16 protein-coding genes are annotated in these 17557 nt (G+C 27.4%); 4 read left to right on the plus strand and 12 right to left on the minus strand.

Annotated elements, in window-relative coordinates; translation table 11 throughout:
- Positions 1–13: 13 nt before the first annotated feature.
- The 4 genes from pyrF to ACEXNK_RS16220 all read right to left on the minus strand — a co-directional run bounded on the left by pyrF (position 14) and on the right by ACEXNK_RS16220 (position 3906).
- The gene (gene pyrF / locus ACEXNK_RS16205; RefSeq protein ID WP_373600106.1) at positions 14–730 is read right to left on the minus strand and encodes an orotidine-5'-phosphate decarboxylase; all 717 of its coding nucleotides are present in this window, start codon (positions 728–730) and stop codon (positions 14–16) included.
- A gap of 361 nt (positions 731–1091) precedes the next feature.
- The gene (locus ACEXNK_RS16210; protein WP_373600107.1) at positions 1092–1823 is read right to left on the minus strand and encodes a LytR/AlgR family response regulator transcription factor; all 732 of its coding nucleotides are present in this window, start codon (positions 1821–1823) and stop codon (positions 1092–1094) included.
- Between the two features lie 13 nt (positions 1824–1836).
- Positions 1837–2922, minus strand: coding sequence for a sensor histidine kinase (locus ACEXNK_RS16215; RefSeq protein WP_373600108.1), 1086 nt, complete (start codon positions 2920–2922; stop codon positions 1837–1839).
- A gap of 222 nt (positions 2923–3144) precedes the next feature.
- Positions 3145–3906 carry a nitroreductase family protein gene (locus ACEXNK_RS16220; protein ID WP_373600109.1) on the minus strand — a complete coding sequence of 254 codons (762 nt, stop codon included), beginning with the start codon at positions 3904–3906 and terminating at the stop codon, positions 3145–3147.
- Positions 3907–4218: 312 nt separating this feature from the next.
- On the opposite strand from ACEXNK_RS16220, the gene ACEXNK_RS16225 reads away from it, so the two are divergent.
- Positions 4219–5448, plus strand: a complete 1230-nt coding sequence (locus ACEXNK_RS16225) for an aminopeptidase (protein ID WP_373600110.1) — start codon at positions 4219–4221, stop codon at positions 5446–5448.
- A 42-nt stretch (positions 5449–5490) separates the two neighbouring features.
- Here ACEXNK_RS16225 and ACEXNK_RS16230 read toward each other — a convergent pair whose 3' ends face one another.
- Positions 5491–6444 carry a carbohydrate kinase family protein gene (locus ACEXNK_RS16230; RefSeq protein ID WP_373600111.1) on the minus strand — a complete coding sequence of 318 codons (954 nt, stop codon included), beginning with the start codon at positions 6442–6444 and terminating at the stop codon, positions 5491–5493.
- Between the two features lie 353 nt (positions 6445–6797).
- Between ACEXNK_RS16230 and ACEXNK_RS16235 the strand changes: the two genes are divergently transcribed.
- Positions 6798–7523, plus strand: coding sequence for a tRNA 2-thiocytidine biosynthesis TtcA family protein (locus ACEXNK_RS16235; protein WP_445013615.1), 726 nt, complete (start codon positions 6798–6800; stop codon positions 7521–7523).
- Positions 7524–7584: 61 nt separating this feature from the next.
- Here ACEXNK_RS16235 and ACEXNK_RS16240 read toward each other — a convergent pair whose 3' ends face one another.
- The 6 genes from ACEXNK_RS16240 to ACEXNK_RS16265 form a co-directional block, all read right to left on the minus strand.
- Positions 7585–8217 (minus strand): hypothetical protein, encoded by a 633-nt coding sequence (locus tag ACEXNK_RS16240; RefSeq protein WP_373600112.1) that lies wholly within the window; start codon positions 8215–8217, stop codon positions 7585–7587.
- A 29-nt stretch (positions 8218–8246) separates the two neighbouring features.
- Positions 8247–9479, minus strand: a complete 1233-nt coding sequence (locus tag ACEXNK_RS16245; RefSeq protein ID WP_373600113.1) for an ABC transporter permease — start codon at positions 9477–9479, stop codon at positions 8247–8249.
- A 3-nt stretch (positions 9480–9482) separates the two neighbouring features.
- Positions 9483–10163: an ABC transporter ATP-binding protein gene (locus tag ACEXNK_RS16250; RefSeq protein ID WP_373600114.1), complete on the minus strand. Its 681-nt coding sequence runs from the start codon at positions 10161–10163 to the stop codon at positions 9483–9485.
- Positions 10156–11202 carry an efflux RND transporter periplasmic adaptor subunit gene (locus ACEXNK_RS16255; protein ID WP_373600115.1) on the minus strand — a complete coding sequence of 349 codons (1047 nt, stop codon included), beginning with the start codon at positions 11200–11202 and terminating at the stop codon, positions 10156–10158. Before ACEXNK_RS16255 ends, ACEXNK_RS16250 begins: the two co-directional genes overlap by 8 nt.
- A gap of 437 nt (positions 11203–11639) precedes the next feature.
- On the minus strand, positions 11640–13124 hold the full coding sequence (locus ACEXNK_RS16260; protein ID WP_373600116.1) for a phytoene desaturase family protein: 1485 nt from the start codon (positions 13122–13124) through the stop codon (positions 11640–11642).
- A gap of 74 nt (positions 13125–13198) precedes the next feature.
- Positions 13199–14557 carry an MATE family efflux transporter gene (locus ACEXNK_RS16265; RefSeq protein WP_373600117.1) on the minus strand — a complete coding sequence of 453 codons (1359 nt, stop codon included), beginning with the start codon at positions 14555–14557 and terminating at the stop codon, positions 13199–13201.
- A 138-nt stretch (positions 14558–14695) separates the two neighbouring features.
- Here ACEXNK_RS16265 and ACEXNK_RS16270 point away from each other — a divergent pair, with 138 nt between their 5' ends.
- Positions 14696–15391, plus strand: coding sequence for a superoxide dismutase (locus tag ACEXNK_RS16270; RefSeq protein WP_373600118.1), 696 nt, complete (start codon positions 14696–14698; stop codon positions 15389–15391).
- Between the two features lie 25 nt (positions 15392–15416).
- Here the strand turns inward: ACEXNK_RS16270 and ACEXNK_RS16275 are convergent, their stop codons facing one another.
- The gene (locus tag ACEXNK_RS16275) at positions 15417–16067 is read right to left on the minus strand and encodes a YitT family protein (protein ID WP_373600119.1); all 651 of its coding nucleotides are present in this window, start codon (positions 16065–16067) and stop codon (positions 15417–15419) included.
- A 254-nt stretch (positions 16068–16321) separates the two neighbouring features.
- Between ACEXNK_RS16275 and ACEXNK_RS16280 the strand changes: the two genes are divergently transcribed.
- Positions 16322–17533 carry a glycine C-acetyltransferase gene (locus tag ACEXNK_RS16280; protein ID WP_373600120.1) on the plus strand — a complete coding sequence of 404 codons (1212 nt, stop codon included), beginning with the start codon at positions 16322–16324 and terminating at the stop codon, positions 17531–17533.
- Positions 17534–17557: the final 24 nt, after the last annotated feature.

The raw sequence follows: 17557 nt of genomic DNA on the forward strand, positions 1-17557 counted from the left end.
AACTTATCTCCCCCTAAGCATTCTCTATTTCACTTATTATATTTTTTGCAGCTTCACTTGGATTTTCAGCCTTTGTTATTGGTCTTCCAACTACTAAGTAGTGTGCTCCGTTGTTTATTGCTTGTGCTGGTGTTACAACTCTCTTTTGATCTCCTTTGTCTGCACCTGCTGGTCTTACACCTGGGCATACTTTAACAAAATCATCTCCACAAGCTTCTACTATTTTATCGACTTCTTGAGCTGAACAAACTATACCATCTATTCCAGCTTCTTTAGCTAACTTAGCTCTTTTTATTGCTAATTCCTGAGTAGTCATATTGCACCCTATATCTTGTAAATCTTTATCGCTTAAAGAAGTTAATACTGTAACTCCTACTATTATTGGTTTTTCTATTCCTAACTTTTCAGCTTCTTCTTTTGCAGCATTAGCACATTGTCTCATACCTTCCATATCTGAAACATGTATTGTCATTAACCATACATTATCTCTTACTGCTGCTCTTACTGCACTTTGCATTGTATTTGGTATATCGTGAAACTTTAAGTCTAGGAATATTTTCTTTCCTTTTTCATTTAAATAATCTACTGTCTTTCCTCTTGTTGCTACGTATTGTTCTAATCCTACTTTAAATATATCTACACTATCTTCTAGTTTATCTATTAATTCCTTAGCTTTATCAAAGTCGTTAGTATCAATTGCTACGATTAATTTGTCTTTACCATTTATCATTTTACTCTCTCCTTTTTATATAAAGCCCCTAATATCAGAAAAATCCTTATACCTATAGAGGTATAAGGATTCAATACTTCACAACTAAACTTCGTTATGACGATATCTTTCCCAGCCTCTCTGGACTAGTTTAAAAGACTTTATTATTTATTTTTATATATAAAAAACCTCTAACTAATCCAGTTAGAGGTTATATTTATCAAAATTCACAATTCATTATAATAACCTTACTAGCCTCTCTGGACTACTTTCAAGGAAGTTCTAATTTTCGATTTTATAAGTACACTTAATATCCTCTCGGGATACGTTAAAGCATTCTCTTGTGTATAATTATTACATTTATTACCACGCATGTCAACTGTTATTTATTGCTTAAAATTTTGCTTATAACCTTATTCATTAATAACATAGAGACAAAACATTTACTACCATCTTCCATAAATAAAATTCTTTGTTTTTTATCAACCTTTACTACTTTGTCTTTATTTACAATAAAAGACTTATGACATCTAATAAATCTTTTATCTAACTTATTTTCTATTTCCTTCAAGGTTCCTTTAAATTCTACATAACTTTCATATGTATGTACTGCTATAGTTCTTTTTTTTGTTGTTTCAAAAAATATAATATCATCATACTTAGTCTTTTCCACACTTTGATTGTTTTCTATAGTTATACAATTACTTAAAGTAACTTGCTTGTTCTTATCATCTATAAACTTCAAACAATCTTTTACTCGTTTATATATTTCTTCTTCGCTTCCTTTAACAATATAATCTATAGCTCCTATATGATATTTAAATGTAAGTGGGCTCATTTCTGCATGTGATGTAATCATTATTATATTAGCATTTCTATCTATTTTATTTATCTTCTTTGCTAATTCAATTCCATTGATATTCTCTCCTATATCTATATCTAAAAAATATACACCCATAGAATTGTGTTCTTTTATATAAGATAAAATATCTTCAGATGAACTCGTAGATATTTTTATATCTCCTTGTATATTATCTTTTAATAATATTTCTTGTATTATTTTTTCTAATCTTAACCTTTGGTCTTTGCTGTCCTCACATATAAATATATTCAATCTTATCTCTCCCCTAGCTATTATATATATCTAGTTTTTGTATAAAATTATCATCTAATTTAACTGAAAAACAGACATCTTCATAGTTATCTAATATTTCATTTAAATTACTTAATCCTATACCTCGGTTTATTCCTTTCGTGGAAATACCTCTCTTAAATAATTCGGCTAAACTATCTATCTTCTTTATATATGTATTCGAAATTAAAAAAGATGTACAATTCGAATTTGTATCTATGCATATATCTATCTTTGGATTTTTACACTCCAAACTAGCTTCAATACAGTTATCTAGTATAATCCCTATAACTCTACATAAATCTATAGTATTCATGCTAATATCTCTTATAACTCCATTTACACTTATATTTACATCTATTTCTAACTTTTCAGCTTTGTTTATTTTAGACAAAATAATTCCTTTTAATTCTAAAATCTCGATGTTTATTGTAGATGCAATATTAAGGTTATATGAATTTAAATCTTCATTTAAAGGTTCTATATTAGCATAAAAAAACTTTTTTAGTCCTTCCATATCATCTTCTTGAATATATCCATTCATAGAAAGTAAAATATTTTTATAATCATGTCTAAACTTTTTCATTTCATTAGTCATTATTTCTAATTTCTTACTATATTCATTCATCTCATTTAATCTATTTTCACTATTTATCATACTTATTAAAAATAAAAATGATACAAATGTTATAAAATATAATAGTAATAACGCATTTCCAGGATACTTACATATGGTTTGTATATCTAGTAACCTTATTTGCCTTAATGTTTCAAAATATATAATAAATACTAATACTGAAATTAGTACAATCATAGTTTTAACTTTAACATTAAATTTTTCTATATTTTTCATTACGCTTTTATTAAAGCTTCTGGCTAATAAAATCATTAATATATATGTAAATATATAATACATAAATATATTTAATAAATCTCGTTCTTGATATATGCTAATCTTGAATGCTTCTAAATATAAATAATATGAAATAATATTTATAATTGCACATAATAAAGTAGTACTTAACGGAACTACTATAGTTAGTAATATTTTCTTTGTATGCTTATATATAGTAACCGACATAATGATGTTTACTATATATAATGGAGATATACCTAAATGTCTGTATGAAAGCACTAGAAATATGTATATAATAGAAAAATATATAGTTATTAAACGCCTATTACCTTTTAAGTTATATATATTAATAAAGGTTAGTATCATCCCTATATAACTCAATATCATGTGAAAACATATCATTACTACTGCCCCTTTAAAATAATATTATTTGATTAAACTTATCTTCTAAATAATACTTATATAATAATTTCTACTTAATTTCTTTTTTAATTGTAAATCTTCATATTTAAAATCAATATTATTGTGTTGGCATCCTATTTCAAAATGTTTTAAAGCTATACCTGTATTAATTTTATTAATATCTTCATGTTTATTTTTCTTTATATATAAATCTAAACGTCCGTTATTTTGATAAAATTTCCATGGTTGATCATTTTTATAAGAAGGAGCTAATCTAACACACTCTACAGGATTCAACCATTTTTCATCAACATTTTTCGCTATATCTTTTATTTTTTTTCTATCTAGCTTATCTCCTTCTTGTCTAAATAATTGCTTATCTTTTTCTGGGAAACCAAATGCAATTAAGGCTACAGGAATTTCTTCTTCTTCTAAAATAACAAAATCATTTACAGATACTTTATTAAAACTATCACCTATCCAACAAGTAGCTAGCCCTAACTCTGTTAATTTTAAAACCATGTCCTCTCCAACATACCCTATATTTTCTAAATAACATTCTGCATCTTCAGGTGTCTTGCTCGTAATTAATAAATAATGTGGAGCTACCACTCTTGAATGTTTCTTTATAATAAACTTTAGGCTATCACCTTTTAATATTGGATGTACTTTTACTTCCATTTCTCCTTTTAATATCTCTGTTTTTTCGCATATATTTTTAATTTCATCAAACATAGGTATGCTAACCCTATTTTTAGAAAACTTTTTTGTCGATTTTCTATAAAAAATAGCATCATATAACTGCAATTTTAAATCCTCCTATCTGTAAACATAATAAATATTATTATATCAAAATATATAACCTTATACTATCACTCATGAACTTTAAAATAGTTACATTATTTACTCTATTTTGTTAAACTCTTAAATTTTGGGTATTCTATTTTTATGATATTTAATAATATATACAGATATGTTTGAATACTCTTTTATTTTAGAATAATACAACTTTTTTAAAATGAAAAAAGTGTTTTGTAGTATATATCAAAATGGTGCTATACTTAAGATAAATAGCATAATTTTACTTAATATGTAATATTTTGAGAGGATGTGGCCTTTATGAATTTAGAAAGAAATTTAGAAAAATATGCTGAGTTATCAGTTAAAGTAGGAGTAAATATACAACCCGGACAAACGTTATTAGTTAGATCTCCTATTGAATGTGCTCCTTTCGTAAGAAAAGTAGTTAAAAAAGCTTATGATTTAGGTGCTAAAGAAGTTTTTGTAGAGTGGTCTGATGAAGAGTGTACTCTTATAAAATACTTAAATGCTCCTGATGAAACTTTCAATGAGTTCCCAACTTGGGTATCTGATCAATATGTAAGCATAGCTAAAAACGGCGGAGCTTTCTTAAGCGTTTATGCTCAAGATCCAGATTTATTAAAAGACGTTGATCCTCAAAGAGTAGCTAACTTCCAAAAAGCTTCTGCTGAGGCTCTTCAAGAGTGGAGATCATATACTTTATCAGATAAAGCTAAGTGGAGTATAGTTTCTGTTCCTACAGCAAAATGGTCTCAAAAAGTATTCCCTGGTGTTTCTGAGCAAGAAGCAATAGATAAAATGTGGGAAGCAATATTCCATTGTACAAGAGTTGATCAAGAAGATCCTATAGAAGCTTGGAATGAGCACAATAAAAACTTAAAAGTAAGAATGAAGTTCTTAAATGACAGTAAGTTTAAAACTTTATACTTCAAATCTGGTAAAACAGATATAACTATGGAATTACCTGAAGGTCACATATGGGCAAGTGGTGCTTCAAAAGACCCTAACGGTGTAAACTTCAATCCAAATATACCAACTGAAGAAGTATTTACTCTACCTCATAAGTTTGGTGTTAATGGTGTTGTTGCAAGTACTAAGCCACTTGTTTACGGAGGAAATGTTATAAATAACTTTACATTAACATTTAAAGATGGAAAAATAGTTGATTTTACAGCTGAAGAAGGATATGAAACTTTATCTAAGTTAATAGCTACTGATGAAGGTTCTCATTACCTTGGAGAGGTTGCTTTAGTTCCATTTAAATCTCCTATATCTGATACTGATATAGTATTCTACAATACTTTATATGATGAAAATGCATCTTGTCACTTCGCTATAGGTACAGCTTATAAGAGTTGTGTAGAAAATGGTGTTAATATACCACAAGAAGAATTATACAAGCATGGTATAAACTTCAGTATAACTCACGTTGACTTCATGATTGGTTCTGAAGACATGAATATAGTTGGTGAAAAAGCTGATGGTGAAAAAGTTCAAATATTCAAAGATGGAAACTGGGCATTCTAGTTAAAATTAAAAAAGAACTATCTTATTTAAGATAGTTCTTTTTTAATACTCTATTTCCGTCCAATCAAGTTTTTCTATATGTTCTAAAACAGTGGCATCACTCATATCAGGATGTATAGTATCTTCATGAGCTATAGTTAAAACAGACATAGCTACTGCATATTTTACAGTATCCTTTAATGACACATTGTTCATGTATCCATATCCTAAACCAGCTACGAATGAATCTCCTGCACCTGTAACATTAACAACTGGAACATTGTTAGCTTTTATAGTTCCTTCTTCTATGCCATTGTTGTAGTAAATTCCATCTTCATCTAAGCTTATAAACACATGTTTTATTCCTAAGTCTATAAAGTGCTTACCAGCTCTTCTTAAATCTTCTTCGTTCTTTATTTCAAATCCACACATTATTTCTGCCTCGTATCTATTTGGCTTTATAGTATGGAAATGCTTTATTAAATGTTTTATATTTTTTGCCTTACAAGCTGATACTGGGTCTAATATAAATTTAGTATCATCTTTAAATGTAGTTACTATATATTCTACAATATCTGGTTTGTCTGAATCTAAAAACATATATTCAGAACCTTTTATTATTTCCGCCTTTGAATCTATAAATTCTGTAGTAAATAAATCAGTTATTTTCATATCTACTACTGCCGACTCAAGCTCTCCTTCATGATTTAAAACAGCCATGTATGTAGGTGTACTTTCACCATTTATAACTAACGACTCTTCCATATCATAGTTCATAACTTTAGAATGTTCCATCATTCTTCTTCCTGTTTCATCATCACCTAATATAGATATGAACTTTGTGTTTACTCCTACTCTTGCCATATTTTCTGCTATATTTCTGCAAACCCCTCCAAAAGAAGTTTTAACTTTTCCTGGATTTGAATCATTGCATCTATAATTATTTTTTGTAAATCCGATAATATCAAATATTGATACTCCAAAAACCAAAGCATACGGTTGTGTATTATTCGCCATTTTTGTTTTCGACCTCCCATAAGAATCACTTTCATATTTTAACATAAATATGCATTCTTTTTCTAGACAAAAAAGTACATATTTTGAGGTTTTGCAATATTTTCTTGAATATTCCGATTATATAAATCTCATGATATCGTTTACTTTTAAAATCTATATTTTATTTTCCATTATATAGTTAATCCATTATTTGTTTATTTTAATTGTTCAAATTCATTTCCTTAGTTTTATTATTAAGTTTTTCATAAAAATAATTCTTTAATTTAAAAGTATGCCTTATTAATTGTTATAAGTTTTTTAGTCTGATATAATATTTTTCTGACAAATAATTTATATTCTTAGGAGGAATATATATGCAAAAACTACTTAGTAAAGCAAGACAAGCAATTAATGATTTTGACATGATACAAGACAACGATAAAATAGCAGTTGGATTATCTGGAGGTAAAGATAGTTTAACGCTTCTTCATATTTTAAATAACTATAAAAAGTTTTCACCTCAAAAATTTGAACTAATCGCAATAACTTTAAACCCAGGAGGAGTAGATAACTCACCTTTATATGATTTATGTAAAGACTTAGGTGTTGAATTTCATGAAGTTCAAACAAATATAAAAGAGATAATCTTTGATATAAGGAAAGAAAAAAACCCATGTTCATTATGTGCAAATTTAAGACGTGGGGCTTTAAATGATACAGCTAAAAAGTTAGGATGTAACAAAGTGGCCTTAGGTCATCATAAAGATGATGCTGTTGAAACTTTTATAATGTCTATGTTTTATGAAGGAAGAGTTAGTTGTTTTTCTCCAAAAACTCATCTTGATAGACAAGATTTAACTATAATAAGACCTATGGTTTATATAGATGAATATATGACAAAGAAAGCAACTAGAGATTATAATTACCCAGTTATAAAAAATCCATGTCCAGCTGATGGTCATACTAATAGACAAAATGTTAAGGAACTTATTCAAAAACTAAACATAGATATACCTAATGTTAAGAGAAATCTTTTTAAAGCATTAAATAATTCAGATCAATTATTTATATGGGATAAAGATGAAATAAAAAATATATAATAGTTTTATATACAAAAAAGCTAGAGAAGTGTAACTATCTCTAGCTTTATAGCTTATTATTTTACATTGGCATAGATGCTGCAAATAAAAGTGATGCTATTGTCATTACTGAACCTATTATAGTAAATATATACAGTACAATAGGAAGCACTATATGTAACTTTCTTGTTGCTATATAATATTTAAGTATTCCATGTAACATGTAAGCCGCCCATAACTTTATAAATAGATTATTAACTACGCCTGCTATTCCTACGTATATTTCATCTCTTATAACTAAGCTCATCACTATCCCAAGTATAGAAACAGCTATTGCAACACCTATGAATCTAACATATAACAAGCTCTTAAAATATTTTTTATCTAGTATCTCTTTATCTTCAAATCCACTTATTAATATTTTATTTACTATATACAATACATTTACACATATCCATGCCCATACTATAGGAAATACAACATATCCTACAACTTGAAATGCCATATATGAAGCTCCACTTAGCCCAAAAGTTTCTGTAATATCAGCAGCTTCTGGAACTAACATTGTTTGAATTACTCCACTAATTATACTTATTCCTATATAAATTAAGAATAAAAGCTTTAAATTTATGGATTCTCTTTTCTCTATACTATCACCTTGAAAACCACTAAAATATTCTTTTGGTTGAAACAATAATGTTTTTAAATTGCTCATAATATCTCCTCACTTATCTTTATAAAATATTAATTATATATAGCTTTTATAGGGTCTAATTTTGAAGCTTTGTATGCAGGAATTATTCCAAATATTATTCCTACTATTACCGATGTCGATGATGCTCCTATAAAAGTTTTTAATGTAAGTACTGGTTTAAACGGCATAAACATTCCCGCACATTGAGATAGTAAAAATCCTACTAATATCCCTAATAATCCACCTAACAACGTTACAAATATCGCTTCAAATAAAAACTGTAACATTATAGAATTTGGAGTTGCTCCTATTGCTCGTCTTATACCTATTTCTCTTTTTCTCTCTGTAACTGAAACATACATTATGTTCATAACACCTATTCCTCCAACAAATAACGATATAGCTGTTATAAGTGTAATAAACATTGTTATCGCTGATATTATCTTAGTAAATGCCTTAGTTATCTCTCCTGGGTTAAATATTTCATATGTACCTGCTACATCAGAATGTGATTCCTCTAAATTAGATTTAACCTCCTCAGAAACAATACTAAAATCATGTCCTGGAGATATGTATACATCTAAAGCAGTTATAGTATCTTCATCACTTTTATTTTTTATATTATTGATCCTATCTATAGAAGCTTTTTGAACTAGGTCTCCACTAAAAGAAAATATATCATCTGATTTTTCTAAAACTCCTATAATCTCAAACATTGTTCCATCTAAATTTATAGCTTTTCCTATAGCCTCTTTAGGTTCAGCAAATAAAGCTTGAGAATTTTCATAAGTTAAAACTATTACATCATTATTTATATCACTTTTTTTAAAGTATCTTCCTTCTAATACACTATCTGATTTATCACTTGAAAACATATCACTACTCTTATCGTCATATGCAGATGCCATTATAGAAGTTGACTTGTCTAGAAAGTTAGTTTGTGTATAAATTTCATTTCCTGTATCCATAGCATTATTTTCTTTAGACTTTTCTACTTTCTCAACTCCATCTATTTCTTTTAAGTTATATATATCATCCTGTATAAAAGGTTCTATACTTGAAATATCTTCTCCATAGTTTTCTGGAATAAAACTTACTGTAACCTTATTTGCATTTGTTTCTCCTGTAGCTTTTGATACCTGAGCTTTAAGTCCATCACCAATTGATAAAACTACTACTACTGAGCTAATACCTATAATAATTCCTATCATTGTTAGAAATACTCTTAATTTATTAGCCTTTAAACTTAGTAACGAACTCTTAATTAAGTTTTCTAAACTCATTTTCTAGACCTCCTCTGTAAATACACCATCTTTTAGATATATAACTTTAGTAGCATATCTAACTAGATCAGGGTCATGAGTAACCATAATTATAGTTTTTCCCTCTTTATTTAAACTTTCTAATATATTCATTATTTCATTACTCGTATTCGTATCTAATGCACCCGTTGGCTCATCTGCAAATATTAACTGAGGATCATTTATAAGCGCTCTTGCAATAGAGATCCTTTGTTGTTGTCCTCCTGATAATTCATTTGGATATTGATTTAATTTGTCTTCTAAGCCCACCATTTTAAGATTTCTTTTAACTCTTTCTAGTCTTTCTTTTTTATTAAATCTATTATCATATAACATAGGTAGCTCTATGTTTTGACATATATTTAAATTGTTTATAAGATGAAATTGTTGAAATATAAATCCAATATTTTTATTTCTAAAATGTGATCTCTCAACTTCACTTAAATTACTTACATTTTCTTCATTAAATTTATATTCACCTTCATCAAATCTATCTAAAAAACCTAGTATATTTAATAAAGTAGTCTTTCCACTTCCCGACTTACCCATTATCATTACAAAATCTCCATGCTCGATATCCAGGCTTATTGATTTTAAAACATGAAGTCTATCTTTTCCTATTTTATAGTACTTTTGTATTCCATCTAATTGAATAATCTTACTCAACTTCTTGACCTTCTTCCATGTTATCCCCGATAACTTCTACTATTTCATCTTTTTCTTTTAAGCCTGAAATTACTACTATATTTTCACCTTTAGTTCCTTTTGTTTTTATAGTTTGTTTTTTTAACTTATTATCTTCTATTAAATAAACATATTGACTATCGCCATCTTTCTTGACAGCTGTCTTAGGTATTTTTAATTCTTTATTTCCCAATTTAAGCTTTGCTTGAACATGATATCCATTTACTACATCATCTTGTGATTTTAATTCTATTGTGACTGGATAAGTAGATACCGATGAAGCTCCTGAAACCTCTTCTCCTAAAGAAGCTACCTGACTTTCTGGTTCATATGATATATCACCTATTGTACCCTTTACTTTTTTATCATTTGCTAGAACTAATACATCCACAGGTTGATCTTCTTTTACATTATCTAATTCTCTTTCTGAAACTTGCGATTTTATATAAAAATCATCACTTCTAAGTTTTAACAGTTCTTGATTTTCTTCTCCTACAACTTTATTACTTATATATACTTTTCCTGCAAAAGGAGCATATTCACATGAATATTGTTTTTTCTTTAATTTAGAAATTTCTTTTTCTAAATCTTTTATTTGATCTTGTATCGATTGTGTTGCCATCTCTTGACCTTCTAAAGCTTGTACTTCGGGATTATTATTAACTTTATTTTTTTCTTTCTTTAAATTATTTACTTGATCTTGTAATTCCGAAATTTGATCTTTAACACTTTCATTTGTGTATGTTATAAGTAAACTTCCTTTGCTTACATAATCTCCATTTTTTTTATTAATTTTATAGTCTTCACCCTTTGTTACATCCTTATAAAAAACTTTAGATTGTTTTGGTTGTACAACTCCATTCAAGAAAATTTTCTTATCTTCAGGTATTACATATCTCTCTATGCTTTCTTCGGTTCCAATATCATTAGGTTTATCTTTACTCTTTATTGCTAAAAAACCTATAGCACCTATCCAAACAACTCCAATAGTACACGCTATTGCTATATATTTTTTCTTCATATTTCCCCTCCGTATATTTTTAAAATTTCTATATATTCTTTATAGTTCTTTGTTTTAAATATTAGCATAGGTATTTTTACCTATGTAAAAAGTGGACTAAGATAGGTTATTTTGACACTAAAATCATAAGAAATATCGATTTCAGTGCGTAAAAACTCGATTTCAGTCCACTTTTTACAATTTTCACATTTTTTGTGATATTATTTTCATAACATATTTAAAGAGATATTTTACAGCCACAGACTGTGTAGCTTATATTACATACTTAGCCGTATATATATTTGTTAACGTTCTTTCTGATAATTTCCTATCTATGAAATATAATGAATGCACGGTTTTAAATATCTCTTTAAATTTTTACAGATATTAAAATGTTTATTTTTAACATTTTCATATAATAGAATTTTCCTAAATAAAAAACAGTTAACTTTTAAAAGTTAACTGTTTTTTATTATTTCATTTGCTACAAGTTTGCTTCCATCAATAATCACAGAAACACCATTTCCAGGATGTGTAGATGACCCTATAAAATACAGGTTTTCCACACTCTTAGATTTTATATTTGGTCTAAAATATCCTAATTGGTTTAGGTTATGTCCTACTCCAAATGCACAACCATTATAGGCATTAAATTTTTCTTTTAAGTCCACTGGAGTTAAATACTCTTCAAATACTATATTTTTTTCTATATCTTCCATTCCCTTTATTTTAGATATACTTCTTATAAGTTTATCTCTAACTTTTTTTATTAGGTTTTCATCCCAAATAATATCTTTGTAATATAAATTAGGAACCCTTAACATTATATTTAAATTTTCTTTAAAGTTGCTGCATATGCTTTTATCAACTTTACTTGGGCAATACATATAAAATGAAGGGTTATCAGAAATTTCACCATTAAAAGGAGCTTCTATGTTTTTTCTAAATTCATCTCCTATGTATAAATTATGTACCTTTAACTTTTTATACTTCTTTTTCAAGTTTAAATACATGATAAACGTGGAACATGAATAATCAATTCGATTTATTTTTTTATCAGTATATCTATCTTTATATTTATCTTCTTTTATTAAATTTTTAATTGCATATGGAAAATCCGCATTACACACAACTATATCCGCCCAATAATCTTTCTTTTTTGTACTTAAACCTTTTACTATTCCATTCTCAATTATTATGTTTTCAACAGTTAAGTTGGTATGTATTTCTCCGCCCATCTCATATATAATTTTTTCTAATGCTTTTATATATGCATACATACCTCCCTTTATATACCATAAACCATAAATTTGAGAAATTGCAGGTATTACTGTATATAAATTTGATGACTTATACGGATTTATACCTATATACATACTTTGAAATATGATGAAATCTCTAAGCTTGTCATTTTTTATATATTTCGATACGTATTTATAAGAATTTGACATTGGCTTTAATTTTATAGCATTATTTAAGGTATTTAGATTTATCATTTCACCTAATTCAAGCATTGGCTCTTTTAAAAAATTATCATTAATATTTATGTACTTTTTATATGTATCAGTTATATAGTCTAAATAATTTTGAGATATATTTTTATCTATACCTTCTAGCATTTTTATAGTTTTGCCTATATCACTATAAAATTCATAATTTTTTCCATCATTATAAAATACGTTATACAAAGTATCTAACTTTATCAAGTCTATATACTTTGTATAATCCCTATTGATATCTTTAAACAAGTCAATATATATTTGAGGTGTCATAACTATACTTGCCGTTAAATCAAATACATTTCCATACTGATTCAATTGATTTATTTTTCCGCCTACTGTACTTTCTTTCTCTATTATCGTAACTTTATATCCATTTTTTAATAGTCTTATAGCTGTTGATAAGCCTCCAATGCCAGCTCCAATTATAGCAACTCTTTTCATGGGAATTACCTCCGTTCTTAGGTAATTATTATTTCCATAAAATTGAATCTTTATAATTATATGTTTTTATATGATTACTTACTTTTAATAGAGTTTTGTTTATTTAAAATAACAGCAATTATCGTAACTATAATATCAGATATCGGTAATGCAAAAAATATAGAAAACTTAGGTTCTATACCTAATATGTTAGTTCTTGAAAATATCCATGGAAGCAATATAACTAATGGAATTAATATTCCTATTTGGCGTAAGAATCCTATAGTCATAGCCTCTACTTCTCTATTTGATATCTGCATAAGTGATATAAAAGTATATATAATCCCCATAAGAGGAAATGCTATAAATGAAACCTTTATAACTGGATTACTTTGAACTATTAAACTATTATCTGTTGTAAATAACCTAGCTACAAAATCAGTAAATCCTATTATTATAATAGTTATAAAAACTCCATAAATTAAGCTATATAATATACTTTTCTTAACAACCTCTTGCTTTCGTTTATCATTATTACTGCCATCATAATAAGCTATTACAGATTGTATCCCTTGTGTAAGTCCTACTAGTGGCAATATTAATACAGAATGAGTCTTTTGTGCTATTGACCATACTCCAACATAAGATATATTAGAATAGTATAAAATTGTCCTATTGAATATAAATCCACCTATACTAGATAAAGATTGTATGAAAAACTGAACAAATCCTATTTTTACTAAACTAGTTAAAGTTTCTCTATATTGTTCAACTCTCAATTTGCTCTTTTTAAACCAAAGTTTTTTATGTAGTAAAAATCCACCTGATAATACCGCATAGTATATTTCACTTATCAATGTTGCCAACCCTATACCAACCAATCCCATATCAAGCTTGAATGTAAATAATACATTTAAACTTATATTTATTATTGTGGCTGTAAATGTAATAAACATTTCCATCTTTGGATATCCAAATGCCCTTACATTGTTAACTAATGTATATCCAACTGAGCTAAATACATTTGTTATTAATGCTATTAATAAATAATCTTTAGCTAATTCTCTAACTATTCCATTTGCTCCAATTATAGTTAACAGTTTTTCGTGAAACAAATATATTATTAAAGATATAAATGAACTTAGCATTATAGATGAATAGTAACCTACTTTAAAACTATTATTTATTCTTTCTTCACTTTTTTCCCCTTTACCCTTCGCAATCATTATACTCGTAGACACTCCAAAAACTAATTGAGCAGCTATAAGCATTGATATTAAGGGGTTTAATACTCCCATAGCAGATATAGCATTTTCACTCATTTCTCCTAATCTACCTGCAAAAGCTGTATCTATTACTGATGTTAATGATTCTAGCATAAGTGAAAATATAGCTGGTGTTGAAAACATGAATATTAATTTATTTACAGAGTACCGTTCAAATACATTTTCCATGGTTCTTCTCCTTTCTTTATTTAAAACCAATCTAGTTATTATATTAATATAATAACACCATTTAAACCTTATTTATTTCCCAGGAAAAGTTTAAATTTATTTATATTTTTTGCACATACTATTCTATGAGGTGATTATATGAAAAATTTAAAACTTATCTTTAGTTTAATATGTTTAAATCTGATATTATTTTCAACTATATCTTTTGCTGATATTTCAAAAGATACTAAATTTACCTTGATGCCTTTACCTTATTCTTATGATGCCCTTGAACCTTACATAGATAAGGAAACGATGATTATACATCATGACAAACATCATAAAGCATATGTAGATAATCTAAACAAAACATTATCAACTTATCCTCACTTATATGATAAAAGTCTTGATGAATTGTTATCTAATCTAAGCTCTCTTCCTAGAGATATTAGACAAAGTGTTATAAATAATGGTGGGGGTGTTTACAATCATAATTTCTTTTGGACTATAATGGGACCTAATAAAGGTGGCGAACCTTCTGGTGATTTATTGAAGGCTATAGAAAGAGATTTTGGTTCTTTCGAAAATTTCAAAAATGAATTTAGTAAATCTGCTCTAACTAGATTTGGATCAGGTTGGGCTTGGTTAGTTTCTGACGACAAAGGTAAATTATCAATTATATCTACTGCAAATCAAAATACTCCTATATCAATGGAACTAACACCTATTATAGCTATAGATGTATGGGAACATGCTTATTATTTAAAATATAAAAATAAGCGTAACGAATATATAGAGAATTGGTGGAATGTAGTAAATTGGGATCAGGCTAATAAAAATTATATAACTAAATAAGAAAAAAGTAGCGTAAGTATAATAACTACGCTACTTTTTTAATTTCTTTTTCTTCTAACTTTTTATTTCTGTTTTTCTCTATTTTCTCAATTACTCTATCTATTAATAATCCATTTAATACTATTACTAATATAGAGTAAATACCTTTCTCTAAACCAAAAGTAAATCCACCTACTATTGCAACAAATAAATCTACTACTAAAAGAGAAATCCCTATGTTTAAAGTTGAATAGCTATTTAAAATTTTAGCTAATATATCTGTTCCCCCTGTAGATGCATTTGTAGCAAATACTATAGCTAAACCTATTGCAGTAACTAATGTTCCTACTATAGTAGCTGTCAATAAGTTTGTTGTTATTGCATATGAGTGCATTATTTTATCCATAAATTCTATAACAATAGATAACATAAAACTTGCATATATAGTTTTTAATCCGAAATCCCCACCTATTAATAAAAATGCTATAGCAAATAATATTAGGTTTCCTAAAAATATTATAGTTCCTATCGATAAGTTAGGTACATAATAATTTATTATTAATGCTAATCCACTAAGCCCTCCTGCTGCTATATTATTTGGAGCAAAAAAGTATTGTATTGCAGCTGCTACTAAGATTACACCTATAGTTACTATAGTATATTCTTTTAAAAATTTACTCATATCAAATTTTTTCATACTTTAGGTCCTTCCTTTGATGTCAAAATGTTTTTTAGATTAATAGAATATCAAACTTTTTATATTTTTAACAGTAAATATGATTATATTTTACATAGTTTTTTCAATTTTATATATTTTACTATACATTTAAGGAATATTTATGTAGTATTTGTTAATTCTTACAAGTATTTGAATTTCGATTCTTATTTACAACTATAAATTTAAAAACTTAAAATTATATTGTAAATAATTAATTTTAAGGGGGATACTCTATGAGTTCAGATACAAGTATAAAAAATAAAGCTTTATATAATTTTCTCAATGAAAACCTTAATGATTTAAAATCTAAAGGATTATATAACAAAATAGATTCTCTTCAAAGTTCAAATGGGCCTATCATAACTATAAACGGAAAACAACTTATAAATCTATCATCAAATAATTATCTTGGACTAGCTACAAATGAACGATTAATAAATGCAAGTATAGATGCTACAAAAAAATATGGTGCTGGAGCTGGTGCTGTAAGAACAATAAATGGAACTTTAGAGATACATGATATTCTCGAAGAAACTATAGCTAAATTTAAAGGCACGGAAGCTGCTATAGCTTTTCAGTCTGGTTTCAACTGCAATATGGGTGCTATACAAGGTGTTATGGATAAAAACGATGCTATATTATCAGACGAGCTTAACCACGCATCTATTATAGATGGTTGTAAATTGTCTGGTTCTAAAATAATAAGATTTAAACATTCAGATATGGATGATTTAAGATCTAAGGCTAAAGAAGCTAGGGATAGTGGTAATTATAATAAAATTATGGTTATAACTGATGGAGTCTTCTCTATGGATGGTGATATAGCTAAATTACCAGAAATAGTTGAAATAGCTGAAGAATTTGATTTAATCACTTATGTTGATGATGCTCATGGCTCTGGTGTTACTGGTAATGGAGCTGGTACTTGTAAGCATTTTGGATTATCTAGTAAAGTGGATTTCCAAATAGGTACACTATCTAAAGCTATAGGTGTTGTTGGAGGTTATGTTGCAGGTTCAAAAGATTTAATTGATTGGTTAAAAGTTAGAGGTAGACCATTCTTATTCTCAACATCATTAACTCCAGGGGCTGCTGCAGCATGTACTGAAGCAATAAATATCCTTATGGAAGATGACTCTTTAGTTTCAAAAGTTTGGGAAAATGGAAATTATCTTAAATCTGGATTAAAGTCTTTAGGATTTAACATAGGAAATAGTGAAACACCTATAACTCCTTGTATTATAGGTGATGAAGCTAAAACTCAATTATTTAGTAAAAGATTATTAGAAGAAGGAGTATATGCTAAATCTATAGTCTTCCCTACTGTTCCAAAGGGAACAGGAAGAGTTAGAAATATGCCAACAGCTGCTCATACTAAAGAAATGTTAGATCAAGCTTTATCTATATATCAAAAAGTAGGTAAGGAATTAGATGTTATAAAGTAAAAATTTTAATTTATTTTGTAGGGG

The organism is Paraclostridium bifermentans, from assembly GCF_964259345.1.
GTDB lineage: Bacteria > Bacillota > Clostridia > Peptostreptococcales > Peptostreptococcaceae > Paraclostridium > Paraclostridium bifermentans_B.

Bases quoted from the DNA above. Each gene is read 5' to 3' on its own strand.
- ACEXNK_RS16235 (WP_445013615.1), top strand. From the start codon at position 6,798: ATGCAAAAACTACTTAGTAAAGCAAGACAAGCAATTAATGATTTTGAC.
- ACEXNK_RS16280 (WP_373600120.1), top strand. From the start codon at position 16,322: ATGAGTTCAGATACAAGTATAAAAAATAAAGCTTTATATAATTTTCTC.
- ACEXNK_RS16240 (WP_373600112.1), bottom strand. From the start codon at position 8,217: ATGAGCAATTTAAAAACATTATTGTTTCAACCAAAAGAATATTTTAGT.
- ACEXNK_RS16230 (WP_373600111.1), bottom strand. From the start codon at position 6,444: ATGGCGAATAATACACAACCGTATGCTTTGGTTTTTGGAGTATCAATA.
- ACEXNK_RS16270 (WP_373600118.1), top strand. From the start codon at position 14,696: ATGAAAAATTTAAAACTTATCTTTAGTTTAATATGTTTAAATCTGATA.
- ACEXNK_RS16255 (WP_373600115.1), bottom strand. From the start codon at position 11,202: ATGAAGAAAAAATATATAGCAATAGCGTGTACTATTGGAGTTGTTTGG.
- ACEXNK_RS16245 (WP_373600113.1), bottom strand. From the start codon at position 9,479: ATGAGTTTAGAAAACTTAATTAAGAGTTCGTTACTAAGTTTAAAGGCT.
- ACEXNK_RS16265 (WP_373600117.1), bottom strand. From the start codon at position 14,557: ATGGAAAATGTATTTGAACGGTACTCTGTAAATAAATTAATATTCATG.
- ACEXNK_RS16225 (WP_373600110.1), top strand. From the start codon at position 4,219: ATGAATTTAGAAAGAAATTTAGAAAAATATGCTGAGTTATCAGTTAAA.
- pyrF (WP_373600106.1), bottom strand. From the start codon at position 730: ATGATAAATGGTAAAGACAAATTAATCGTAGCAATTGATACTAACGAC.
- ACEXNK_RS16275 (WP_373600119.1), bottom strand. From the start codon at position 16,067: ATGAAAAAATTTGATATGAGTAAATTTTTAAAAGAATATACTATAGTA.
- ACEXNK_RS16260 (WP_373600116.1), bottom strand. From the start codon at position 13,124: ATGAAAAGAGTTGCTATAATTGGAGCTGGCATTGGAGGCTTATCAACA.
- ACEXNK_RS16215 (WP_373600108.1), bottom strand. From the start codon at position 2,922: ATGTCGGTTACTATATATAAGCATACAAAGAAAATATTACTAACTATA.